General features: G+C 38.8%; 26 protein-coding genes and 1 other RNA gene. 8 read left to right on the top strand and 19 right to left on the bottom strand.

All coding sequences use genetic code 11. From position 1 onward, the window contains the following. Positions 1-29 precede the first annotated feature (29 nt). From N178_RS07565 to N178_RS07590, 6 genes are all read right to left on the bottom strand, one after another. Positions 30-461, bottom strand: a complete 432-nt coding sequence (locus tag N178_RS07565) for a carboxymuconolactone decarboxylase family protein (RefSeq protein ID WP_045291623.1) — start codon at positions 459-461, stop codon at positions 30-32. A gap of 136 nt (positions 462-597) precedes the next feature. Next, on the bottom strand, positions 598-1491 hold the full coding sequence (locus N178_RS07570) for a LysR family transcriptional regulator (RefSeq protein ID WP_045291625.1): 894 nt from the start codon (positions 1489-1491) through the stop codon (positions 598-600). A gap of 157 nt (positions 1492-1648) precedes the next feature. Next, the gene (locus tag N178_RS07575; protein WP_045291626.1) at positions 1649-2275 is read right to left on the bottom strand and encodes an FMN-dependent NADH-azoreductase; all 627 of its coding nucleotides are present in this window, start codon (positions 2273-2275) and stop codon (positions 1649-1651) included. 146 nt (positions 2276-2421) lie between these two features. After that, positions 2422-3777: a sensor histidine kinase gene (locus N178_RS07580; RefSeq protein ID WP_045291627.1), complete on the bottom strand. Its 1356-nt coding sequence runs from the start codon at positions 3775-3777 to the stop codon at positions 2422-2424. Then, positions 3755-4480, bottom strand: coding sequence for a response regulator transcription factor (locus N178_RS07585; protein ID WP_045291629.1), 726 nt, complete (start codon positions 4478-4480; stop codon positions 3755-3757). The genes N178_RS07580 and N178_RS07585 overlap by 23 nt, the downstream gene beginning before the upstream one ends. Before the next feature lie 158 nt (positions 4481-4638). Then, positions 4639-5766 carry an MGDG synthase family glycosyltransferase gene (locus N178_RS07590; RefSeq protein ID WP_045291630.1) on the bottom strand — a complete coding sequence of 376 codons (1128 nt, stop codon included), beginning with the start codon at positions 5764-5766 and terminating at the stop codon, positions 4639-4641. A 163-nt stretch (positions 5767-5929) separates the two neighbouring features. Here N178_RS07590 and N178_RS07595 point away from each other — a divergent pair, with 163 nt between their 5' ends. From N178_RS07595 to N178_RS07605, 3 genes are all read left to right on the top strand, one after another. After that, positions 5930-6556: an undecaprenyl-diphosphatase gene (locus N178_RS07595; RefSeq protein ID WP_045291631.1), complete on the top strand. Its 627-nt coding sequence runs from the start codon at positions 5930-5932 to the stop codon at positions 6554-6556. Positions 6557-6975: 419 nt separating this feature from the next. After that, positions 6976-7413, top strand: coding sequence for a MarR family winged helix-turn-helix transcriptional regulator (locus N178_RS07600; protein ID WP_013085370.1), 438 nt, complete (start codon positions 6976-6978; stop codon positions 7411-7413). A 27-nt stretch (positions 7414-7440) separates the two neighbouring features. Continuing rightward, entirely contained in the window at positions 7441-8082 is a 642-nt protein-coding gene (locus tag N178_RS07605) for a nitroreductase family protein (protein ID WP_013059680.1), read from the top strand. 32 nt (positions 8083-8114) lie between these two features. Here the strand turns inward: N178_RS07605 and moaD are convergent, their stop codons facing one another. The 5 genes from moaD to N178_RS07630 are packed head-to-tail and all read right to left on the bottom strand — an operon-like array spanning position 8115 to position 11626. Continuing rightward, positions 8115-8348: a molybdopterin converting factor subunit 1 gene (moaD, locus tag N178_RS07610; RefSeq protein WP_045291632.1), complete on the bottom strand. Its 234-nt coding sequence runs from the start codon at positions 8346-8348 to the stop codon at positions 8115-8117. Positions 8349-8350: 2 nt separating this feature from the next. After that, positions 8351-8815 (bottom strand): molybdenum cofactor biosynthesis protein MoaE, encoded by a 465-nt coding sequence (locus N178_RS07615; protein ID WP_045291633.1) that lies wholly within the window; start codon positions 8813-8815, stop codon positions 8351-8353. Continuing rightward, positions 8812-9339 (bottom strand): molybdopterin-guanine dinucleotide biosynthesis protein B, encoded by a 528-nt coding sequence (mobB, locus tag N178_RS07620; protein ID WP_045291635.1) that lies wholly within the window; start codon positions 9337-9339, stop codon positions 8812-8814. Before mobB ends, N178_RS07615 begins: the two co-directional genes overlap by 4 nt. Next, positions 9327-10592, bottom strand: coding sequence for a molybdopterin molybdotransferase MoeA (locus tag N178_RS07625; protein ID WP_045291637.1), 1266 nt, complete (start codon positions 10590-10592; stop codon positions 9327-9329). Before N178_RS07625 ends, mobB begins: the two co-directional genes overlap by 13 nt. 17 nt (positions 10593-10609) lie before the next feature. After that, entirely contained in the window at positions 10610-11626 is a 1017-nt protein-coding gene (locus N178_RS07630; protein ID WP_045291638.1) for a molybdopterin-synthase adenylyltransferase MoeB, read from the bottom strand. Between the two features lie 161 nt (positions 11627-11787). Here N178_RS07630 and mobA point away from each other — a divergent pair, with 161 nt between their 5' ends. Further along, entirely contained in the window at positions 11788-12357 is a 570-nt protein-coding gene (gene mobA, locus N178_RS07635; RefSeq protein ID WP_045291640.1) for a molybdenum cofactor guanylyltransferase, read from the top strand. Between the two features lie 12 nt (positions 12358-12369). Here mobA and moaA read toward each other — a convergent pair whose 3' ends face one another. The 3 genes from moaA to N178_RS07650 form a co-directional block, all read right to left on the bottom strand. Then, entirely contained in the window at positions 12370-13389 is a 1020-nt protein-coding gene (gene moaA, locus N178_RS07640; RefSeq protein ID WP_045291641.1) for a GTP 3',8-cyclase MoaA, read from the bottom strand. Between the two features lie 46 nt (positions 13390-13435). After that, a complete protein-coding gene (fdhD, locus tag N178_RS07645; protein ID WP_375156300.1) occupies positions 13436-14182 on the bottom strand; it encodes a formate dehydrogenase accessory sulfurtransferase FdhD in 747 nt (248 codons plus the stop codon). Positions 14183-14248: 66 nt separating this feature from the next. Further along, positions 14249-14593 carry a Na-translocating system protein MpsC family protein gene (locus N178_RS07650; RefSeq protein ID WP_045291644.1) on the bottom strand — a complete coding sequence of 115 codons (345 nt, stop codon included), beginning with the start codon at positions 14591-14593 and terminating at the stop codon, positions 14249-14251. A 369-nt stretch (positions 14594-14962) separates the two neighbouring features. Between N178_RS07650 and fdhF the strand changes: the two genes are divergently transcribed. The 4 genes from fdhF (at position 14963) to modB (ending at position 19981) form a co-directional block, all read left to right on the top strand. Continuing rightward, the gene (gene fdhF / locus N178_RS07655) at positions 14963-17902 is read left to right on the top strand and encodes a formate dehydrogenase subunit alpha (RefSeq protein WP_045291645.1); all 2940 of its coding nucleotides are present in this window, start codon (positions 14963-14965) and stop codon (positions 17900-17902) included. An 11-nt stretch (positions 17903-17913) separates the two neighbouring features. Then, on the top strand, positions 17914-18393 hold the full coding sequence (locus N178_RS07660; protein WP_045291646.1) for a helical membrane plugin domain-containing protein: 480 nt from the start codon (positions 17914-17916) through the stop codon (positions 18391-18393). A 126-nt stretch (positions 18394-18519) separates the two neighbouring features. After that, the gene (gene modA, locus N178_RS07665) at positions 18520-19317 is read left to right on the top strand and encodes a molybdate ABC transporter substrate-binding protein (RefSeq protein WP_045291647.1); all 798 of its coding nucleotides are present in this window, start codon (positions 18520-18522) and stop codon (positions 19315-19317) included. A 7-nt stretch (positions 19318-19324) separates the two neighbouring features. Beyond that, positions 19325-19981: a molybdate ABC transporter permease subunit gene (gene modB, locus N178_RS07670; protein ID WP_045291648.1), complete on the top strand. Its 657-nt coding sequence runs from the start codon at positions 19325-19327 to the stop codon at positions 19979-19981. 154 nt (positions 19982-20135) lie between these two features. Here modB and ssrA read toward each other — a convergent pair. The 5 genes from ssrA to secG all read right to left on the bottom strand — a co-directional run bounded on the left by ssrA (position 20136) and on the right by secG (position 24875). Further along, positions 20136-20497, bottom strand: a transfer-messenger RNA (tmRNA) gene (gene ssrA, locus N178_RS25805). Between the two features lie 137 nt (positions 20498-20634). Then, positions 20635-21102 carry an SsrA-binding protein SmpB gene (smpB, locus tag N178_RS07675; RefSeq protein WP_013059694.1) on the bottom strand — a complete coding sequence of 156 codons (468 nt, stop codon included), beginning with the start codon at positions 21100-21102 and terminating at the stop codon, positions 20635-20637. A 145-nt stretch (positions 21103-21247) separates the two neighbouring features. Continuing rightward, a complete protein-coding gene (rnr, locus tag N178_RS07680) occupies positions 21248-23590 on the bottom strand; it encodes a ribonuclease R (RefSeq protein WP_045291649.1) in 2343 nt (780 codons plus the stop codon). A gap of 38 nt (positions 23591-23628) precedes the next feature. Continuing rightward, positions 23629-24369, bottom strand: coding sequence for an alpha/beta hydrolase (locus tag N178_RS07685; RefSeq protein WP_045291650.1), 741 nt, complete (start codon positions 24367-24369; stop codon positions 23629-23631). Positions 24370-24641: 272 nt separating this feature from the next. After that, a complete protein-coding gene (gene secG, locus N178_RS07690) occupies positions 24642-24875 on the bottom strand; it encodes a preprotein translocase subunit SecG (protein ID WP_014457843.1) in 234 nt (77 codons plus the stop codon). Between the last annotated feature and the right edge of the window lie 186 nt (positions 24876-25061).

Consider the following 25061-nt stretch of genomic DNA (forward strand, 5'->3'; position numbering starts at 1 on the left):
GCTCTTTTAGAGCGTCTTTTTTGTGCTTATTATTTATTTTCTACTAGTTCTTTTTCGCCTGTCTCTACTTCCACGTCGCGCTGAGCGAATACTTTCTTGACTACGCTTAAAGCATTTAACACGCGAGGGAAACCTGTATATGGAATTAATTGAATGATGCTTTCCACAATTTCATTCGGCTCTAGTCCAGCTGTTAAACCTGTGTTTAAATGCAGCTCAAGCTGAGGCTCTGTACCCTGAGTAACCAATGACGAAATGGTAACTAATGCTCGCTGCTTATTCGTTAAACCTGGTCGTGAATAAATGTCTCCATAGGCAAATTCAATAATATATTTCCCAACGTCAGGAGCTAGGTCTTTTAAGTCTTCCGTAATTTTTAAATGAGTCGAAATATCATCGTTACTCGTTAACGTATATTCCATTAATTTATCTAAACCTTTTTGATAACTATCTTGTGCCATGTAAAATCAGCCTCCGTGTTTTTTACTGACACCGCGCGGAATCAATGTTTGTTTTCTTGTATGTTTTCTACACTATCTACTTTAACGCACATTCTTTCTTTCGTAAAATACATATATTCAATACAACATATGCATTTTATCTATATAAAACAGAATGCTGTTCATTCATGTAGTGGAGGAATTGTTTAGAGGCATATGAAATATATTTATCTTTTTTAAAAATCAATCCTAAATCCCATGAAATTGAAGGATTAGTAATAGGAACTGCTTTTACGATAGCAGAATCCACTTTTGCTGCAATGGACTGTGGAAAGATAGATACACCTAAGTTTTCCGCAATCATCTCACCAATAAAATCCCATTGAGAGCTCTCGTAAGCTACGTTAGGTTCAAACCCGGCTTGTTGACACGCCTGAATAAGCCGGTCGCGAAGCGTAAAATCTTCATTAAATAAAATAAATTTCTCTTGAGCTAGTTCATTAATTTCCACATGAGTTTTAGAGGCCAAAGGATGAGAATGGTGAACATATAAAAGCATCTTTTCAGAGATAAAAGGATTAATATCAAAAAGATGTTCATTTACCGGAAGCACCGCTACACCTAAGTCTGACTCTCCTTTTTCTACTGCTTTTTGAACACGATTGGCTCCGTATTCAATAAGTTTAATTGTGATATCTGGATAGAGCTGCTGAAACCCTTTAATAATCTTTGGAAAGAACAGTACTCCAATCAATGGAGGAATTCCAATTTTAATCATCCCTTTTTTCAAATTCATCACATCATATAAATAAGTCGATAGCTCATCAATTGATGCCATAACTTTTTGTCCTTGCGCATACACAACTTCCCCGGCATCCGTTAAATCAATCTGTCTTGCGGATCGATCAATTAATTCTACTTCCAATTCTTCTTCTAAGTTTTTCACCATTTTGCTCAAGGTCGGCTGTGAAATATGAAGACTTTGAGATGCTTTAGTAAAGCTCCTTAATTTAGCGACTTCTAAAAAATAATTAAGCTGACGAACATCCATCTCTGCTCCTCCTATAGATAAAGCGAATATCTTTTATCTTATTTATTCATTTTACCTATTAATTTTTAAGATATACAGCAAAAAATCCGAACGATTCATCGTTCGGATATACCTTCACCTAAAATACTTCTGTCTCGTCTTCTTTTACTACTATTATTTAAAATGTTTTAGCTGCTTGTGCTGCTTGCTTTAAGCCACTTTCAATAATTTCTTGAGCACGCTCTGGAAACTGATTGTGTCCTTCAATAATAATAGAGTTCACATCCGTGACCCCGAAAAATTGAAGTACGCTGCTGACATATTTAACGGCCATTTCGACCGCAGCTGCTGGACCTTCTGAATACACTCCGCCTCGCGCGTTTAATAACATCACTTTTTTATCGCCTAGTAATCCCACAGGGCCTTCTGGCGTATACTTAAACGTTTTGCCTGCTTGATTTAAATAATCAAAGTACGTATGAAGCACGGCCGGCACGGTAAAATTCCAAAGCGGAAAGGCAATGACAATTTTATCAGCTTTCACAAATTGTTCTAGGTAACGATTAGCAATTTCTGCTGCTTTGTTTTCCGCTGCCGTCACTTCTAGCCCTCTTGCTAATTTAAACTGACCGTTTATCATGTCAGCACCTAAATAAGGAAGTTCTTCTTTGAACAAATTCAGCTCTATTATTTCTTCACCTTGGTGCGATTGTTGATAGCTTTCTAAAAACGCATCATATAATTTTACGCTGACCGCTTCACTTGCCGATCTGTCATTTGCTTTTATAAAAAGAGTATAACTCATACTAAAACCTCCACTGATTGTTGATACTCTTATTTTATTCGCTTTGTCCTTGCGTTTCGAACGACTTTATAATGAAATACTTTCATACTTTAGTCTGAGAAAAATCAGCATCATAATCACACAAAAGCCGCCTAATGGCGGCTTTTTCAGTTTATAGATGAAACGGGAAGATGAATCACAACTTCCGTCCCTTGTTCTTCTTCGCTTTTAATAAAAATCTCGCCTTTATGCTGACGAACAATAGTTTGCGCAATCGATAGTCCAAGCCCCGTTCCTCCCGTGGCTCTGCTTCTAGCTTTATCAACTCGATAGAAGCGTTCAAAAATATGTGCAAGATCTTCTTTTGGAATGCCGATTCCATAGTCTTTTACTTTGATAATGACATCTTCCTGCTTTTTTTCAACGGTCACTTCGATTTTATCCGTACTGTATTTAATTGCATTATCAAGCAAAATAATCAACACTTGCTTCATTTTTAGTTCATCCACTTCAATCATAATGGGCGTTTGATCATAGTGAAGAACTAATTCTCTTTTGTATACCTGCTGCAGCTGCTTAACGATTTGTTCAAAAATAAGAACAAGATCTGTTTGCTTCATATCAAGCGTTTGTTCTTTTTCCACACTTGCCAGATCAAGCAGCGTTTCAATCATTTTTTGCATTTTGGTTGCTTCTGCATAGATGGTGTCGATCGCATCGAGCGTAATTTCTTCATTTTTAATCCCTCTTCTTCTTAATAAATTAGAATAACTGCGAATAACGGTTAGAGGGGTTTTTAATTCGTGAGAAGCGTCGGAAACAAACTGGTTTTGCTTTTCAATATTTTCTCGCAAGCGGTCAATCATATGATTAAAAGTAACGGTCATACCCTGCAGTTCATCTCTCGTTTCCGTTTGAATGAGGACTTTTTTAGGAACACCGCTCTCTTCGATCTCTTTCATCGTTGTGACCATATTTTTAATAGGATGCATAATGACGCGTGATAACCATCTTCCTCCTAAAAGAGACAGTAAAATGGACACAAGCGAACAAAAAATCAAAATTGATAGCAAAATATCTTTACGGGTTTCAAAACCAGTCAGGAGCTCACCAATCTCAAGCGTTTCAACGACTTGATTATTGACTTTGACAGGCATGCGAATAACCAATACTTGCTTTTCTCTAATTTTGCGAAGCTTCACCTTTTTTTTCTTTGAAAACTCGGGCTTAATTTTCACCAGATGAGGATCATTTGATACCTGGTTAATGACGGTAGAATTTTCTGAGACTGTTCGGATAAATGAATGGTTGGTCAAATAAAATTTTAGTAACTCCGGCGAGAGCTCCACGGAATGATCTTGCTGACCTTTTTGAATAATCTCGCGTGCTTTTTCGAATAAAATGTCCTGTTCCATATTCACCGTAGATTTAGTAAAGGAGAAAAAAACAACGATGTTCATGATTAATAAAATAACCACTAGCCATGCTGTTGTCAGCAAATTAATCTTCGTCGTGATCTTCATGTTTCTCCTCTTTCATCATATATCCTACGCCCCGCACCGTATGAATGAGAGAAGTAGAAAAACCTTCATCTACTTTTTTTCTTAAGTGGCGAATATACACATCAATTACGTTGGTTTCTCCTTCATATTCATAGCCCCAAACGTTTGTGAGAATTCCTTCTCTTGTGACAATTTTATTTTTATTGGTAAGCAAATACACGACTAAATCATACTCTTTCGGTGTCAACGTAATGGATTCATTGTTTCTTAGGACTTCCCGTGTTTCAAGATTAATGGTCAAATCACTGATCGTTAAGAGCTCTGCTTCAGCTTCTTTCGTTCCTGATGCTTCTACGAGCGAACGATAGCGAATACAAGAGCGAACTCGCGCTAACAGCTCTTCAATTTCAAACGGTTTTGTCACATAATCATTAGCCCCTTGGTCTAATCCCATTACCTTATCTAGCGTCGTATTTCGGGCAGTTAATAAAATAACTGGGGTAAATACTTCCGCTTTCCGAAGTCTTCTTAACACCTCAATACCGCTCAGACTTGGAAGCATCACGTCGAGTAAAATGAGGTCATATTGAGAGGATATTGCCGTCTCTAACCCCGCTTTCCCGTCGTACTCAATATCTACTTCATAATCTTCAAATTCCAATTCAATCTTTAACACTTTCGCAATTTGCGCTTCATCTTCCACAATTAAAATTTTCTCTTTCATATTATGCACCTCTCACCACGTGTCTTAAGTGAAAGAATAGCTTCTTTAGATAAAAAAACAACACCTTTTTCAAAAGATGTTTGTTTTTTTATCTAAACCCTACTTTTTCAACATACTTGTTCTTTAGCTTATCCTTATTGTTTGTAAACATGAATGTTTTACGCATGAAGACCAATCGTTTGCTTTTCACCTAGAATCCAATTGACTACTGCTAAAAGTTCTTCAGGCGTTTGTGCTTCGATTTCTTTATGGTAAGCAGCAATCGCGTTATATAATGTGCTCATTTTATCAGCATCCTGCAGCACTGTCTGCAACTGGTTTTCTAAGGATTGATCCGCCTTTAGTTCTTGAACTAAGTTTCGTTCTGTTAAATAGCGTAAATTCACTTCTTCTTGACCTGGTAAAGCGGAGTGAACAAAAATTGGTAAACTCTTACGAAGAGCTTCACTAACCGTGATACCACCTGGCTTTGTTACAATAGCATCCACTCGTTCATACAGTTCATTCATTTCTGTACGTGATGAAATGTACGGAATTGGTGTAACGTGCTGTAGTTCCCACCCTTTGATTTCTTCATATAACTTTTGATTTTTGCCGCATAAGACAAAGTAATGAAAATGGTGCGCGTCTTTTAAATCATTGTAGAAATCCATAATATTGCCTAAGCCGCTGCTGCCTCCAGCAATTAAAATATTTCCGTTACCATGATGCTTAACAGTTCTTGTTCTTGTTATTTCTTCATGTATCGGTATCCCTGTAACCATCATATTTTGAAGTGGAATTTCACTTTGAGCACGAAGCCCTCTTTTTACTTCTTCACTAGGAAGAAAGTGAAAGTCAATCTCTTCTTTTCCCCATAAATTATTAATAAAGAAATCCGTGTAGACATTTATAATAGGAACATTGCACTTGCCTTTTGCTTTTAATTGGCTGAGCAAATAAGAAGGAAATCCATGTGTGCATATAATTAAATCCGGATTTTCTTCTTTAACTAAGTGCTCCATTTTTTTTGCGAATACGTGATGATACCATTTGAATGAATGAACAGGCGGTTCATAAAAGAGATGTTTGTATGCCATATTATACGTTTCTGGAGCATAACGAATCCATTTCAAATACGTGCCTGTGACCACTTTTTCTAATAGTTCGTTTGTATAACTTAATAAATCTATTTTTTTATAACAAATATTTGTTGTTCTTCTTTCCAATATATCCATTAACGCCTCTGCCACTTGATGATGGCCAGAAGGCATTTTTAGAAGAGGTAAAAATAAAACTTTTTTCAACTGTTTCATCTCCTGTTCTAAAAGCAGTTTCTTCCTCTCTTTTTTTATATCATTAAATCCCCTTGAATTTCGGATTTTAATTGATTTTTAATGTGAAATTCATTGTTTTTTTAGAGTGTCAATCTAAACTAAGAGTGAAAAGTACTGCATAAGGAGAAAACAAATGAACCTTAATTACGAAGTATTTCAATGGATTAACTCATTTGCTGGTAAATCCAGCGCAATGGATTCTGTAATGGTTATGATTACGAATAGCGTTCCTTATTTTATAATGGCTTGTTTGCTTTTGCTTTGGTTTAGCGGAAAAACAGAAAGAACAATTTATCACCGTTATACGGCTTTATACATGTTGTTTACAATTGTACTTTCTCTATGTATCAATGAAGTCATTCACCTGGTGTATTACCACCCGCGTCCGTTTGTGACTCATCATGTTCATAAGCTGATTCCGCATCCGGCTAATTCATCTTTTGTCAGTGATCATTCGATTTTAGTCTTTTCTGCTGCTTGGATCATGTGGTTACGAAAAAACAAATGGAGAAGCGTCATTTTTATATGGGCTGTCATCTCGGGCCTTTCACGCATTTACGTAGGTGTCCACTATCCAGCAGATGTACTTGGAGGCATGGTAATTGCGGGAGCTATCAGCTGCTTTGTTATCTATCTTTCAGATAAAACAGCTCCTCTTATCCAGCGATTATTCTGGATTCACGATGTGATTATCAAGCGTATTCCCTTTCTGTCTCCTTATACGCATGAACAAATCAGTAAAAAAAATCATTCAGCTTAAAAAGCTGAGAAAAAAATAGTTTAGCTGAAGTGAAAAACGAACCACTAATCAAACTGTTTGATTAGTGGTTCGTTTTTTTTGTTACGGTGAACGTAGATTTTATCTGTTTCGTTCCTTCCAGCAGTTGATTGGAGCGCAAGCAACGAGGAGGCTCACCGGCCGCTCGCAGAAAGCGGAGCCTTGCACGGAAATCAACTGATGTGCCACAAGCGGTCCATACGGGCTCATTTATCCCATATGTTCGTCTTTACATTGAATTGATTTCGTTATGTCTCAATCTCTCTTTATTATTTGTAAAAAAAGAGCGTTCACTTTCTTGACTTTCACTTTTATTTATTTTATATTAGTTGATGTATCAAACATTGATGTATCAATTAATATTCATCAATAAATATTATAGAAAAAAGGGAGCGACTTTCTTGTCACATTCATGTTCTGAAAAAGCAAATGTTCTGTATGCTCTGCAAGAAGTTAATAAACAAATTAATCAAAAGTTTGAGCATTGTACCGGTGTTAGCCAATCACGTCTTGATATTTTACATCAGCTTTATGAAACAGGTGAAATGAGTCAAAAGGCGCTTCAACAGCAAGTAAACATTGACAATGCTGCAATTACAAGGCATTTAAAGCAGCTCGAAGAAAGAGATGTTGTATCACGCCGTAAAAATCCTGATGACAACCGCGTAACATTTGTAAAGCTTACGAAAAGCGGACATGAAAAAATCGGTGCATTTCGAAACGAAAAAGCTCGCTTTATTGATGAAGCATTTAAAGATTTCAGCGAAGAAGAACAGCTGCTGCTTTCAAAAATGCTTGAGCGTTTAAAAGTAAACATTTCGGCCATTGAACGGTCATAACATTTTTAACATAAAGGAGAGTTCATCATGACACAAACAAAAACACTAAACAATGATTTCCAAGATATTATTACAGGGCGCAGATCTATTCGTTATTACGATCCATCTGTCAAAATCAGCCGTGAAGAAATGAAAGAAATTTTAACAGAAGCGACGCTAGCTCCATCTTCTGTTAATGCACAGCCTTGGCGCTTTCTAGTAATTGATAGCCCTGAAGGAAAAGCAACATTAGCTCCGCTTGCTAAATTTAATCAATCACAAGTAGAAACATCAGCAGCTGTTATTGCGATATTCGGCGATTTAAAAAGTGAAGAAAATTTAGATGAAATTTACGATAAAGCTGTTGAACTAGGCTATATGCCACAAGAAATTAGAGACATGCAAATTCCTAAAATCAAAGCGCACTACGCAGCTGCTTCTGAAGAATTAAATAAAGAAACAGTATTAATTGACGGCGGTTTAGTATCTATGCAGTTAATGCTAGCTGCACGTGCTCACGGTTACGATACAAATGCTATCGGCGGTTATGAAAAAGACCAAATTGCTGAAGCATTCGGTTTAGACAAAGAGCGCTATGCACCGGTTATGTTGCTTTCAATCGGCAAAGCAGCAAATAGCGGTTACCCGTCTGTACGTTTACCAATCGAAAAAGTAGCTCAATTTAGATAATAAAAAAAGGTGCTGTGTATTCAGCACCTTTTTTACCCTCCACTAACGGGCGGAATAAATGCAACGGTATCTCCCGCTCCAATGGTTTCTTCATCTGTTACAAACTCTTCGTTGACTGCTGTCATCGTTTGATTCAGAGAGGATAGCTTATATGTTTTTTGCACATATTCCTTTAATTCCTTCACTGTTATATCTTGCTTATCAACTGTTACTTGTTCCACTCCAGCCTCTTCACGTATAGCAGCGAAAAATAAGACGTTAATCATTTTTACATCTCCTTTAATGGCTTTCCTTCAGGATATTCTTTCGTTTCTAACTGATCTCCAATCCATTTTGTTCCGTCTTCCCAAAATTCCTTTTTCCAAATCGGCACAATTTGCTTAATACGTTCAATAGCATACTCGTTTGCTTCATAAGCTGTTTTGCGGTGCGGAGAAGAAACAGCAATAACTACTGCAACTTCTGTTATATCAAGCTTTCCGATTCGATGAGTAATAGCTGTCAAAGCATCGGGCCACTTTTCCTGAATTTCGTCACCAATTTGGCTAAGCATTTTCACTGCCATTGGCACATAAGCTTGATATTCAAGAGAGAGCGTCTTCTTGCCTTTTGTAAATTCTCTTACTGTTCCAATAAATGTCGTAATAGCTCCCGCGTCTCTTCTAGAAACTTTTTTAATTATTTCATCTACGGCAATTGGCTGATTTACTACTTCAAATAAGTGATGGTTCATCTTATTTCCCCCACTTCTTTCAATAAAAAATTAAGATAAAGCTCGTCTTCTTGTAAGTGAAACATTGGATATGCTTGCTGCACTTCTTTTTTAAGCGGAACGTGACTAATCACGCATATAATATTGGTTAGAGAGGAAAGCAGAAAAAGATCTTCTTCACTTCGAATCAAGACTGCTTTTGGATAGGATTCTTTTTTATATCCTTCAACAAAAATGACATCTGGCGAGAAAAATTGATAAAAATCAATCAGCTTTTTTAAGCTCCAGTCTTTACTGTTTGCCGTAAGCTGAAGGATTCCACCTCCTTCTACACCCGCCACATCGGCACCTGCTTGCTGGTGGCGATGACTGTCTTTTAGCTCACTGCTGCTATCTGGAAGTCCGCCGTGTCCATGGTGCTTAATAGAACCTACACGTAGATCGAATTGTTTCGCTTTTTTAATTAGCTTTTCCACTAAAGTAGTTTTTCCGCTGTTTTGAAATCCAACTACTTGTAAAACAGTGCAACGTGCTACCAAGGCCATTCACTTCCCCGCACGTCATCTAGCAATAAGACGTCAACCAGCATTCCTTCTTTGTACCCTCTCGTCCCTCCGGGAAATATAATTAACGTATCCGCATGAGCTAAGGAAGAAACAGCACTAGATTTTGTAAAGCTTAATGGAGAAGCAATCAGCTGTCCTTTTCTGTATGAAAGCCTGCCAGATACAAAGCGCATAAAAGGATTTGGCTTTAAGAAGTCTTTTCCTAATAAAGCTTTTTCTTTCCGAAGATGAGGGGTTTTTTTACCCGCATATGTACTAATTACCGGACGAGCCAGAAGTTCAAAACCGACATAGCACGCTGTAGGATTTCCCGATAGGCCAAATAGAAGCTTCTCTTCCATACGAGCAACCGTTGTTACACTTCCTGGTCTCATCGCTATTTTGTTAAAAAGAACTTCCGCTTTTAATTGCTTATACACCTCTGGTAGATAATCATAGTCTCCTACTGAAACACCGCCCGTTGTAATCAGCATGTCCACTTCTGATAGCGCAGCTTTTACCGCGCTGTAGCACTGACTTAAATCATCGGGCATAATACCAAAATAGTTTACTTCTCCTCCGGCTTTTTCAATTTGCGCACGAAGCATATGAGCATTGCTATTACGAATTTTTCCTCGCTGAACAGGATCACGTACTTCCACTAGTTCACTTCCCGTTGCAAGTAATCCAACTACAGGCTTTTTGAAGACAGCTACGTTACTATAGCCAAACGTGGCTAAAAGAGCAGCTACTCCTGGAGTGATATACGTTCCTTTTGAAGCTAACACGGTCCCTTTTGTTGTTTCTTCCCCTTGAAAAGAAATGTTATCTCCGCTGTTAAACGAACGCTTGATTTGAACGATCGGCTGGTTGTCTTTTGTATATTCTTTTGTTACTTCAAGCATTGCCACCGCATCGCAGCCTTTTGGAATAGGAGCTCCTGTCATAATACGCACAGCCTGCATCGCGTTGACTGTATGTTCAAAAACAGAACCCGCTCCTATTTCTCCTCGAACATCCAGTTCTATTGGATGAAGTGATGATGCTTTCTTTGTATCTTGTGACCGAATGGCAAAACCATCGTATGGAGAACGATTAAAAGCAGGAATATCATGATCTGCCATTAAATCTTCTGCTAAAAATCTGCCGTGAGCTTCTTCAAGCGCAATAATTTCTTGCTTTCCGCTTTTGACATACTGCATCACTCGCCCAACGCATTCTCCGACAGGGATAGGAGTTCGCTTTTCTCTCATTTTTTTCACTCCTTTACTCAACCTAATAAACGATAATATAAGCTTCTCGCAAATTGAATATCATTCGTTCCATGAATAAACACACGGCCATCTTGAAAAATAACAAAGCGCTGCTCTGGAAGCTGACATGACAGAAGATATGGATTGCGGTCTACTTTCCCTTGGTTTTTTAATCGTTTTTCCAATTCATCGAAGTTGTACGAATGACGCTGCGAGGGTCTGATTTGAACCGTTTCTCTGCCGCACAGAACTTCTGTTTTAAGCTGATTTTCATATGCTAAGTACGGATATGTTCGGGTCGATCCGCAAGAAGAACATTCATGACTTTTCATTTTACCCGTCTTAAATTCAGCGTGCTGATTATTCCAGACGTCAAAAGTTAGGAATGTCTGTCGCAAAGCTTCAACATCTCCGACTAAAATTTTTAATGCTTCGGTTATTTGATAGGCTGCCACGATTTGAACAGCTGGACTGATAATTCCTGCTGTCTCACACGTTTCTCCTCCCACAGGGATCTTTTTTAGTATACAGTGCAGGCAAGGCGTTACATTTGGGATAATCGTATAAGTGGTGCCATAGCTGCCGACACATGAGCCATATATCCAAGGCACCTCATGCTTATGTGACAAATCATTTAAAATAAAGCGAATATCGAAATTGTCTGTTGCATCAATGATCACATCAGCTGTTTGGACGATACTTTCTAAATTAGCAGGCTGAGCATCCATCACCAGCGCTTCGATCTTCACTTCTGTGTTTATTTGACGCAAACGATTTTTTGCTGCTACAGCTTTAGGTAGTTTGTTTTGCGCATCTTGTTCTGTATAAAGCTGCTGACGCTGTAGATTACTCCATTCTACATAATCGCGATCTACCAGCGTCAATTTTCCAATTCCAGCACGCACGAGAGCTTCTGCGCTGGCGCTGCCTAGAGCCCCTGCACCTACAACTAAAACATGCTTACTTCTAATTTGCTGCTGCCCTTTGTTTCCAACGGGCTGGAAAAGCTTCTGACGTGAATAACGTTCTGTCACTCTTTTCTCTCCCTTTCTCATTCAATCTCTGACTTCACTATCTATTCCTTCGTCAAAGATATTTCTTTAAAAACATGCTATTATACACATAAAGCTAAGCTGCTTTACGGACGCTTACGTGCATAAATATACAAATATATTTTGATGGAGGTATTTAATAAATGTCCATTGCCGGCATTGTATTAGCAGGAGGAAAATCTTCTCGCTATGGTCAACCAAAAATGTTTGAAACCTATAACAAGAAATCATTTTACGAATATAGTATAGATGCATTAAAAGAAAATCACGTCACACCTATACTTGTGTCTACCAACCAAGATTTACTCCCTTATTTTCAAAGAAAAGATGTTGCATTTGCAGTTGAAAAATGCCCGTATCAAGGACCTTTGTATGCAATTCATCATGCTTTAACTGCCATCGATTGCTGCGCTGAATGGTTCTTTATTCTTTCTTGTGATATTCCTTTTATTAATGCTGAGTTTGTTCATCACATGATCACACTGACTCAAACGGACTCACCTGACATTGTTCTTCCTGTTCAGCCTGATCACATTCACCCGCTTCTAGCACTCTATCACCGTAGAACGCTTCCTCTTATTGAACAACTCGTTACACAAGGTGAAAGAAGGCTTACACAATTGTTAAACCAAGCAAACGTCCTTCGCGTGCCTTTTTCAGCAGAAGATCCCACTTTTATAAATGTGAATCACCGCAGTGATTGGCATTTATAAAGCTTTTTTGAATTATCCACCAATATGAGACATTTCCACTTTCTCAGCACCTTGGACTTGTCTTCCGTTAGCTCGCTCATCTGAATAACGATCTTTCCGATGATTCCAGATATCAGAAATGGTGTCACAAACAGTATGATCAGATGCTTCTGATCGTATCAGTTTCCGGAGGTCGTACCCTTTTGACGCAAACAAACAGGTATAGAGCTTTCCTTCAGCCGATACTCTTGCGCGTGAACAAGTGGAACAGAATGAATCTGTGACAGATGAAATGATACCAATTTCCTCTTCTGTTCCGACGTACCGATACCTGGTGGCTACTTCTCCCTTATAATGAGGCGGAATTTCTTCAAGAGGCATTTCTTGTCCAACTATATCAAGAATTTGTTTCTTTGTTATAACCTCATCCATTTTCCATCCGTTTGAATTTCCCACATCCATGTATTCAATAAAGCGCAGCATATGTTTTTTGCCTTTAAAATATTGAGCCATCGGAAGGATATCCTGCTCGTTCTTGCCTTTTTGGACAACCATGTTTATTTTGACTGAAATTCCCACAAGAGCTGCTGCCTCTATTCCTTCTAATACTCGCTTTACGCTTCCTCGGTTTCCATTCAACTCTTGAAATCTCACTTCATCAAGCGAGTCTAGGCTGACGGTTACTCTTGATAACCCCGCTTTTGATAAGGCTTCTGCATGCTTCTTTAACAGTGAGCCGTTTGTTGTGATGGCAATATCATCTATCCCCTCAATTTGCTTCAGACGATTGATTAGATCTGGCAAGCCTTTTCTTAGCAGTGGCTCTCCTCCAGTTATACGCACTTTTTTTACTCCTAGCGATGCGAATAATCTAGTGAGTCTCTCTAATTCATCAAACGAAAGAATGTTTTCGGCAGGTAAAAATGGATAGTCTGCCCCAAAAATCTCTTCAGGCATACAATATCGACAGCGAAAGTTACAGCGGTCTGTTACGGACAAACGCAAGTCTCGCAAAGGACGCTTTAACGTATCAACTATAGCGTCGTATGACATCTGCCTCATCTCTCCTCTCTCTAGCTGTCAGCTTCTCCACAGCAGATTAACTTTCTCTTAAAATTCTTTCCGGACATGTATAAATATTCAACGAATCATTTCGAATAAATCCTACCGTTGTAATTCTCAATTCTTCTGCTAGATTTAAAGCAAGTTCAGTCGGAGCGGATTTTGAAAGAACGATTTCACACCCGATTTTCGCTACTTTCAACAAAATTTCTGAAGAAATTCGGCCGCTGAAAACGACTACTTTATCCCTAATTGAAATATGGTTTTTTAAGCAATACCCGTATAGTTTATCTAAAGCATTATGCCTACCAATGTCCATTCTGCTAAGCATGAAACCATTCTTATCACAAATGGCAGCGTTATGAACGCCACCCGTTTCTTGAAACGTAGCAGCAGATTGCTGCAGCTTATTCATCAATTGAAAACAATCCTTAATTGAAAGTTCGACCAATATATCATTCATTTTTTTAGCAGTCAGCGCATCATTTATAAAGACAAACCCTTGTCTGCTCGCCCCGCAGCAAGACGTGATATATCGTTTATTTTGAAGGTTTTGAAAATAAGGGTTTAATTTATCTATTGTAACATGAACATACCCTTCTTTTTCTTGAACCCATATGTTTTTAATGTCTTTGTATTCTCGAATAACCCCTTCAGATGCTAAATAGCCAATTACCATATCTTCAATGTATTGAGGGCTACATACCATCGTGACAAACTCTTCTTCGTTAATTTTCACAGTCACAGGAAACTCCGTTACAATTTTATCTTCCACGCTTTCCATTTCACCATTTTTAAATTTAAGAACTGTACGCTTCTTAACGGTTGAATTCATGTGATGTCTCCTTTTTTAAATAATGTTTTTATCAAAAACGAATACGGAAACCGCTATATTTTCTTTTATTTTCATATCTGAAAATAAATTAATCAGCTTTGCTCCTACCAATTCTTCTAGCCCTTCCGGCGGATTCGATGCATATACATCTTGGATCATTTTTGTTCGAGCTAGATGAACCATGTCACATCCTTCAGAAGTGCTTGCAATAAATGTTTCTGTCGGAGTTAAATTTCCATACAGTGTTGAGACAGCCATATTTTCAACAAAAACCGTATGTATTCTTTCCGGCCCTTTTCCAAATAAATCTTTTCGAAGCTTCCGAATAATATCATTAAATTCATGAATAGTTTTTGACATAATCAACGCTCTCCCACCGATTAAAATTAAATTGTGCATTTTATTCCTACAGTTTTTTTATCATAAATCAACACTTCGAAAAATAAAAGCCTAAAATCTTTGCAGCAAAATTTTTGAAGAGAGTTCAGTATTTAAAAAAGTTGTGCATTTAAAAACGTAGCGATATAATTATAAATAACCGAGATGGAATAATAATAATAATAATGAATTGTTATTACTCTATCACTTTTTCTTAACGATATAAATGGGCCGGATTGGCATATTAGTAAGACCTGCTAGTAAACTATTCCACCATGATTGCACTTCCCTTATTTAATTAGGCGTGTGTATTCATGGTGGTTTTTTGTTTTATATAAAGGAGGAAAACAAATGAGTCGTGAAACCATCACTGTTCATATAAATGGCAACGAATACAAGGCAGCTTCAGGTTCTACCATACTTGAAATTATTAACCAGCAAAGCATTGAGCATCCTCAGATTTGTTATGTGCCTGAAGTCGACCCTATTCAAACTTGTGACACGTGTATTGTTGAAATGAATGGCGAGTTAATCCGTTCTTGTTCTACCAAAGCTGAAAACGGCATGAAGATTGAATTACAATCAGCACCCGCAAAAGCGGCACAAACGGAAGCAATGGATCGTTTATTAGAGAATCATTTGCTATACTGCACCGTTTGCGATAATAACAACGGAAACTGTAAATTACATAACACAACCGAAATGATGGAGATTGAATATCAAAAATACCCCTATACGCCAAAGGCCTCAGAGGATGAAGTCGATATGTCTCATCCGTTCTACCGTTATGACCCTAACCAATGCATTGCTTGTGGACAATGTGTAGAGGTTTGTCAAAATCTTCAAGTTAATGAAACGCTCTCTATCGACTGGGAAGCGAAACGTCCCCGCGTTCTCTGGGATGATGGTGTAGCAATCAATGAATCTTCTTGTGTGAGCTGCGGTCAATGTGTAACCGTATGCCCTTGTAATGCCTTAATGGAAAAATCTATGCTCGGAGAAGCTGGATTCATGACTGGACTTCCAAAAGGCGTTTTGAATCCAATGATTGATCTAGTTAAAGAAGTGGAACCGGGGTACAGCGGAATATTTGCTGTTTCAGAAGTGGAAGCAGCTATGCGCGAAACTCGGACGAAAAAAACAAAAACCGTCTGTACATTTTGTGGAGTTGGATGTTCGTTTGAAGTGTGGACAAAAGGCCGCGAAATCCTTAAAGTTCAGCCTAGCTCAGATGCTCCCGCAAATGCTATTTCAACCTGTGTGAAAGGAAAATTCGGCTGGGATTTTGTAAACTCTGAAAAACGTATTACTAAGCCTTTAATCCGAAAAAATGGCGCATTTGTAGAGTCGTCATGGGAAGAAGCGCTCGATTTAGTAGCAAGCAGGTTAAGCTCTATCAATCAGCAGTATGGACATGGGTCAGTTGGTTTTATCTCTTCTTCTAAAATTACAAACGAAGAAAACTATGTTATTCAAAAGCTGGCTCGCCAAATGTTTGAAACAAATGACGTAGACAACTGCTCTCGCTACTGTCAGTCTCCTGCAACCGATGGATTATTTCGAACAGTCGGAATGGGAGGCGATGCCGGCACGATAAAAGACATCGCAAAAGCTGGACTGGTTATCATCGTTGGAGCTAACCCTGCTGAAGGTCACCCTGTATTAGCAACTCGCATCAAACGAGCGCATAAGCTTCATAACCAAAAACTAATCGTCGCAGATTTGCGTAAAAACGAAATGGCTGAACGCTCTGACATTTTTATCAGTCCAAAACAAGGTACGGACCAAGTATGGCTAATGGCTGTAACAAAATACATGATTGATCAAGGATGGCACAACGAAAAATTTATCCAAGAAAACGTCAACTATTTTGAAGACTTTAACTCTTTGCTTGAAAAGTACACGCTTGAATATGCTGAACAAATTACGAGTATTCCAGCAGCAACACTCATTCAAATAGCTGAAATGATTCGAGACGCCGATGGAACCTGTGTGCTGTGGGGCATGGGCGTGACGCAAAATACAGGAGGCTCTGATACATCAGCGGCTATCTCAAACCTGTTGCTTGCTACTGGAAACTATCGACGCCCTGGTGCAGGCGCTTATCCGCTCCGAGGCCACAATAACGTGCAAGGAGCATGCGATATGGGAACTCTTCCTGCTTGGCTGCCAGGCTATCAGCACGTCACGGACTCAGTCGCTCGAGAAAAATTTGAAAAAGCATACGGCGTAAAAATTAAAGACAAGCCGGGTCTTGATAATATCCAAATGCTTCATTCAATTGATGAAGGAAAAATGAAAGCCATGTACCTTGTAGGAGAAGATATGGCTCTTGTCGATTCGAATGCTAATCACGTACATGAAATATTATCAAATCTAGACTTTTTTGTCGTCCAAGATATTTTCCTTTCAAGAACGGCTCAATATGCTGATGTTGTATTCCCTGCTGTTCCTTCTCTTGAAAAAGACGGAACGTTTACCAATACGGAGCGACGTGTACAAAGATTGTATCAAGCATTGCCAACGCTTGGTGATTCAAAGCCGGATTGGTGGATTGTTCAAGAGATTGCAAATCGCTTAGGTGCAAATTGGACGTATACACACCCGGGTGACATCTTTTCAGAAATAGCTAGTCTATCACCTCTATTCAGCCAAGCCAGCTATGAAAACCTTGAAGGCTGGAATAGCTTCTTATGGGGGAGCTTAGAGGGGGAAAGCACGCCTTTACTTTACGTCGATGGGTTTAATTTCCCAGATAAAAAAGCGCGCTTTGCTTTATCAGATTGGGTGCTTCCTGCTGAATTTCCAGAGGAATATGATTTGCACATTAATAACGGACGAATGTTAGAACATTTTCATGAAGGGAATATGACCAATAAATCGAGCGGTATTCAATCAAAAGTACCGGAAGTATTTGTAGAAATTTCACCTCAGCTTGCCAAGGAGCGTGAAATTGAAGAAGGTTCGCTTGTCAGATTAATCTCACCGTTTGGAGCAGTAAAAGTACAGGCATTAATTACAGAGCGGGTAAAAGCAAATGAGCTGTATCTTCCGATGCACTCCGTTCATAAAGATTCGGCTATTAACTTCTTGACGGGACCTGCAGTCGACCAACGAACAAATACGCCGGCTTACAAACAAACAAAAGTACGGATGGAAGTATTAAGCAAAGGTGGAGAAACGCCTTTACCGTCTACAAATCCGCGCAACAAAAAACGTCATCCTCAAAATGGGGTCGAGGTTCAGCGTAAATGGAACCGTCCTGGCTACGTCCATTTAACAAGTAAATAGGAGGAGAAAAGATGGCACAACCTATTACAGAAATTAAAAAGCCTCTTCTAAGCGAGGAAGAAAAAAAACAGCAAAAATTAGAAGACTTGACTTCTCTTCTGGCAGATAATGAAGAAGCGCTGAATCGTATTCTCGGTATTGTCGGAGAACTTAACGACATGGGTGTTCTTGAAGCTGCTGATTCAATGATTCAAGCAAAAGAAAAAATCTCAAAAATTGCGCTTCATCAAATTTCTAGAGAACCGGTAACCAATTTAATTAATACCCTTATGGGTGCAAGCAGCGGTTTGATGAAGGCAGACCCAGAGGTAACCGCTAAACTTGTGAACAGTGCAACAGTTGGTATGAACGAAGCAAATGAGTATGTAAAAACAGGAAAAAAAGTAAGTGCATTAGCTCTTATAAAAGCGCTAAACGATCCAGATGTTAATCGTGCAATTGGATTTGGACTTCACTTTTTAAAAGGAATGGGCAAAGCGTTGGAAGAGTAAATAAGGCAGCGACTTGAAAGTTTTTTCCCCTTTCAAGTCGCTGTTTTCTTTTTAGGAAGTCCATTTCTAAGTGAACGTGATATAGTTATACTAAATTGCTTTACTACAACTAATTGAGGTGACACGATGCAACAATACTTTAAACCCTTATTCGCACTATTATTTTTAATTATGTTTACTGCTGCTTGTTCGAACGGAACAAATACGAGTCAATCAGCGGCTCAGCACCAAAACGTCAGCTTAACGATATCCGCTGCGGCCAGCTTAAAAGATGCGCTTACTGATATTCAAAAGCAATATGAAACAAAGCATTCGAATATCGACTTAAAATTTAATTTTGGAGCTTCAGGCTCGCTGCAACAGCAAATCGAAAACGGCGCACCGGCTGATTTGTTTTTTTCAGCAGCGGAAGATAAGTTTGATGCACTGGTAAAGTCAGGAGCTATTTCTAAAGAAAATGGAACTGACTTGGTTGGCAACGACCTTGTGCTTATCGTCCCAAAGAATAATTCGGCTGCTATCAAAAATTTTGAAGATCTATCAAAGCCTGCTGTTCAAAAAATTGCACTTGGCATACCGGAATCCGTTCCTGCTGGACAGTATGCAAAAGAGACTTTTGAACACATGAATCTGTGGAAAAACATTGAGCCTAAAACCGTCTATGCAAAAGACGTACGCCAGGTGCTTTCCTATGTGGAGACAGGAAACGTTGAAGCTGGAGTTGTTTATAAAACCGATGCGTTGATTTCAAAAAAAGTGAAGATTGTAGCCACTGCAGATCATAGCACTCACAAACCAATTGTATATCCTGTAGGCGTTATTAAGGATTCGAAACATCCACAAGAAGCAAAGGATTTTTATCAATTTTTACAAAGTAAGACGGCTCTTAACACGTTAAAAAATTACGGTTTCACTGCGAATTGAGATTGCTATGATTCAAGAGTTTTTATCTCCTCTTCAGCTATCGCTCAAAATTGCATTAGTAGCGGGATTTGTCGTAATTATTCTAGGCACTGTTATAGGAAAACTGTTATCCAGGAAACATTTTAAAGGAAAAGTGATAGTTGAAACGGTGTTGATGCTACCGTTGGTCCTACCTCCGTCCGTTGTTGGATTTTTATTGATTGTCATATTCGGAAAACACAGCCTGCTCGGCCGAGCAATTGAATGGGTCTTTCAACAACCCGTTATTTTTACGTGGTGGGCAGCTGTTATTGCATCCGTTGTCGTTGCATTCCCCCTTATGTATCAATCTGCCAAAACGGGCTTCCAAGGCGTTGATCATGAAATTGAAGATGCGGCTCGAGTAGATGGTGCAAGCGAATGGAAAGTCTTTTTCTTTATTTCCATTCCTTTAGCTTCTAAAGCTATTGTAACAGGAGGTGTGTTAAGTCTGGCAAGAGCACTCGGAGAATTTGGAGCCACTTTGATGTTTGCTGGCAATATTCCAGGTGAAACTCAAACTGTTCCTACCGCTATCTACGTCGCGATTGACTCTGGAAACATGAATCTCGCTTGGCTATGGGTTATCTCGATCGTCTTTCTTTCCTTTCTTATGCTGCTTTTTGTTCAGCTTAAACAAAAGTAAAAGGATGCCTCTTTGTGTAAGAGGCATCCTTTTACTTTTGTACCGCTTTTTCAATTTTACATCCATCATAAATTAAAAAGGAGCTAATCAAATGCAGATCATACATTTGATTAGCTCCTGGTATAAGTAAGGTAAGCCACCAAAAATATGTATTTGGTGGAGACGGTGGGAGTCGAACCCACGTCCAGAAATATCGCCACTTAAGCGTCTACGAGTGTAGTTGGCATATTGATAATTCGCGAGCTGTTCTGCCTACCAACAGGCGTCCCAGTCGCTAGTCTGATTATTCTCTTCCTTCGTCCTCAGACGGCGAACTCCGGCGTAGCCCACTTAAAGTGAGTCCCTTACCCTACCACATGGGCGATGGAGGGAGGAACCGCTAAGCTACTATTATGCAGCTAAAGCGAAGTTATTGTTAGATTTGCCAGTTATTATTGGCGTTGATGTTTTAACGAGGCCATCTCCTCGACTCGCAACCTAAGCTCGAACTACCCCTGTCGAATCCGTAACGTCCCCATATAAAAGGGAGTCGGAATGTGTAAGAAAAATCCTTACATCAGATAGCGACTTCAGTGTGCAAAATGAAATCTAACTGATAACAATATTTATTATATCACAAAATGAGCATTTTGCAATTGTAAGATTTTGTAATATCACATCTTTTGGCGATCACGAAATGCTCGTTCGATATCGCGCTTGGCTTCTTTGCGCTTTAAGTCTTCACGCTTATCATATTTCTTTTTACCCTTACCAAGCCCTAGTAAAACCTTTGCGTATCCGTTTTTCAAATACACTTTTAAAGGAACTAGTGAATAACCTGTTTCTTTTGAATAGCCAATTAGCTTGCTGATTTCGCGTTTATGCAGTAATAGCTTTCGTGTACGAAGTGGCTCATGATTGTATCGATTGCCTTGTTCGTAAGGACTAACGTGCATATTGTGTAAAAATACTTCTCCATTTTGCACACGAGCAAAAGAGTCCTTTAAATTCACACGGCCATTACGAATTGATTTGATTTCCGTTCCTTGTAGAACAATACCCGTCTCATATGTTTCTTCAATAAAAAAGTCGTGGCGGGCTTTTTTGTTTTGTGCAATTAATTTCCCTTCACCTTTTGGCATAAAACGTTCCTTCCCTTCAGCCGTACTTACGTATATGTATGATATTATGTATCATTTTACTGTATGGAAATCTAAACAACAACTAAAACGTTTAATAGAGCTGTTTTGAAGCAGAAGGGCTACCCTTCTGCTTCACTGCTGTCGATTATTTGCGCTTTTTCTTTTTGCGCTTAACGTTTGGAGCGCCTTCGAAGAATCTTTTTTTCTTTTTCTTCTTTGGTTTTTGAGTAGACCACTCTTCATTTTTGCTTCGACTGCCCTCTCGACCTTTTCCTTTATCATCTTTGCGTGACTTTTGTTTTGCTTTAATCACTTTAGGACGATCTTTAGATAAGCGTTTGCGGCCTTCTTTCATTCCCACAATAACAAAGTCCACTGAACGCTCGTCTTTATTCACATCGGCAACTTTCACTTCAATTTCGTCTCCAATTCGGAAGACGTTGCCCGTTCTTTCTCCAATCATCGCATAGTGATGTTCGTCGTAACGATAATAGTCATCCGTTAAGTCACTAACATGAACTAACCCTTCAATCGTATTTTCTAGCTCCACGAACATTCCAAAGTTTGTAACAGAGCTAATAATACCATTAAATACTTCCCCAACTTTATCAGCCATAAACTCAGCTTTTTTCATATCGTCCGTTTCTCGCTCAGCGTCAACTGAACGACGTTCCATATTAGAAGAATGCTCAGCAATATCAGGCAGAAGCTCGCGCCATTTTTCTTGCGTTTGCTGATTTGTTTTTCCTTCAATTAAATACGTACGAATGAGACGATGAACGATTAAATCCGGATAACGACGGATTGGAGACGTAAAATGCGTATAGAACTCAGCTGATAAACCAAAGTGGCCTAAACTTTCTGCTTCATATTTCGCTTGTTTCATCGAACGAAGCATAACAGTTGAAATAACCATCTCTTCAGGCGTACCCTTTACTTCTTCTAAAATATCTTGCAGCGCACGCGGATGAATATCGTTGCCTGTCCCTTTCACTGTATAACCAAAGTTTGTAATAAACTCTAAGAAACGAGTAAGCTTCTCTGCATCTGGATCTTCATGAATACGATAAATAAACGGTACGTTCATCCAGTGAAAATGTTCTGCTACTGTTTCATTCGCCGCCAGCATAAATTCTTCGATTAGCTTTTCAGCAACTGAGCGTTCACGCAAAATAACATCGTGCGGATGGCCATCATCGTCTACCAATACTTTTGCTTCTTTGAAATCAAAATCAATGGCACCGCGATCCATTCTCTTTTTACGAAGAATAGCCGCCAGCTTTTCCATACGCTCAAACATCGGAACGATTGGCTCGTAGCGTTCTAATACTTCTTCATCTTTATCCACTAAGATTTTGTTCACGTCTGAATACGTCATTCGTTCTGTCGTTTTGATGACACTTTCAAAAATCTCATGTTTGACTACTTCACCTTGTGGATTAATTTCCATCTCACAAGAAAGCGTAAAACGGTTAACTTTTGGATTTAATGAACAGATTCCGTTAGATAAACGGTGAGGAATCATCGGAATAACTCGGTCTACTAAATAGACGCTTGTTCCGCGCTCTGCTGCTTCTACATCAATCGGAGAACCTTCTTTAACGTAGTGACTTACATCTGCAATATGAACGCCTAATTTGTAGTTTCCGTTTTCAAGCTCTGTAACCGTTACAGCGTCATCCAAATCTTTTGCATCTGCTCCGTCAATGGTTACAATAACTTGATCACGAAGATCGCGGCGGTTACCGATATCTTTTTCATCAATTGTCTCAGGTGTATCAATTGCTTGCGTTAAAGCGTCAGCAGGAAATTCTTGAGGAAGACCGTGCTTATGGATAACAGAAATGATATCGATCCCCGGATCGTTTTTATGTCCAAGAATTTGAACAACTTTTCCTTCTGCATTCATGCGGCCTTCCGGATAGGTTGTCAGCTCTACTACTACTTTATGGCCTTCAACGGCACCGTTTCTTGCTGCTTTGGGAATAAAAATATCACCTGCAATTTTTTTGTCATCCGCAATCACAAAGCCAAAATTTTTGCTTTGCGTATACGTACCTACAATTTGCTGGGTACCTCGTTCTAAGATTTTTACAATGGTTCCTTCACGACGAGCACCTGATGATTCTGATAACACTCTTGCAAGCACAATATCTCCGTGCATAGCATTGTTTGTTTCAGTAGGCGGAATAAATACATCACCCGCATCTTTTTCTTCAGGAACTACAAACGCAAACCCTTTTGCATGTCCGCTTACTTTCCCTTTGACAAAATTCATTTGTTCCGGCAGCCCGTAGCGGTCATTTCTTGCTCGGATAATTAAACCCTTCTCTTCCATAATAACAAGTGCCTTAACAAACTCTTTGAATGACTCTGCATCCTCAGTATTAAATTCTTTTGCAAGCTCTTGGACAGTCAAAGGTTTATAATTATCCCTTTTCATAAAATCCAATATTTCATTCATATAGGGCTGATTTTCTTCTTTCACATCATGTCCCTCCTTTTTCTTTATTCGTATTATCTCTATTACCAATCAAGTGATTCCAAAAATGCATATACATCCTCGTGAAGCTGATCACGCTCTTTATCAAAGGTAATGGTATGACCAGATTCTTCGTACCATTTTATATCTTTTATAGGAGACTCGACGCTATTATAAATAATATTGGCGCTGTCTGTATTAATCATATGATCATGACGACCTTGTACAACAAATGTCGGTGCATAAATCATATCAACTGAATTTCGCACTTCAGCGATTAATTCCTGTAAAGACTTTAATGTGTTCATTGGTGTTTGTTTGAACTCTTCCATTTCTTGTTCAATCTGTTCAGACGATTTACCTTCACGCTTTTTATATTCGCGTGCATACGCTAAAACACCTTCATACATGACTTCTTCACTCTTTATATACATAGGCGCGCACATAGGCACAATACCCTTTATAGGTACAGTGTAACCTAATTTCAGTGAAAATACGCCACCTAGTGAAAGACCTACAGCGGCAATACTTTCATGGCCTTTGCTTTTCAAAAACTCATAGCCTTCCATGACATCTTTCCACCAATCTTCTGGACCAGTATGAACAAGCTCTTCAGGCGCTACACCGTGTCCTTTATAGTGAGGTGCGTGGCATGTGTATCCTTTTTTCTCTAAAAAACGACCTAACATACGAACATCAGCAGAATTTCCGGTAAAACCGTGAAGTAATAAAACAGCTTTTTCGCCGCCTTCAAATGTAAATGGCTTTGGTTGTGCAATTTTCATATATCATTTAACTCCTTTTAGTTATAATATCTGCAGTCATAATAGAAAAAAACATGTATTTATGTGACGGTCATCACATAAAAAGAGATGTGACCGTCAGCTTTTACGCTTTTATACTATATTTAGTACTTTTTTCTAAAGCTATATTATATCATTACTTAAAAATGAAATTAAAGTATTCAACACGCCCATTAAAAAAGCCACCTAATGCATACATAAGTTGGTATACACCAAGTACGTATGCATTAGGTGGCAGTCTATCCAGTAACATATTAAAGTTTGAAATAAGATACAGCAAGTGTTAACGCAAAGAATAAGATAGATAACACTACTGTCAAACGGTGTAAAACTAAGTCAATTCCACGTGCTTTTTGTTTTCCAAATAACGTTTCAGCTCCACCGGAAATAGCTCCAGATAATCCAGTAGTTTTGCTTGATTGTAAAACGACCACAACAATCAATGCAATTGAAACAATCACTAGTAAAGTAATCAGCAATGTATGCACTAAGACACACCTCCTACACCAAGTAATAGTCAATCAGCGGGGTTTCTTCATCCCTTCTGATTGGCATTACCGGGGATAAAGTACGCGCACTACGCTAAGGTTAATTTATCACAAAAACCCCCCTCATACAAGTAATGACAGCGAAATACACCGGATTTTAACATAAAAAAACGGATGACAATCGTC

This window comes from Priestia aryabhattai B8W22 (assembly GCF_000956595.1).
Lineage (GTDB): Bacteria > Bacillota > Bacilli > Bacillales > Bacillaceae_H > Priestia > Priestia aryabhattai.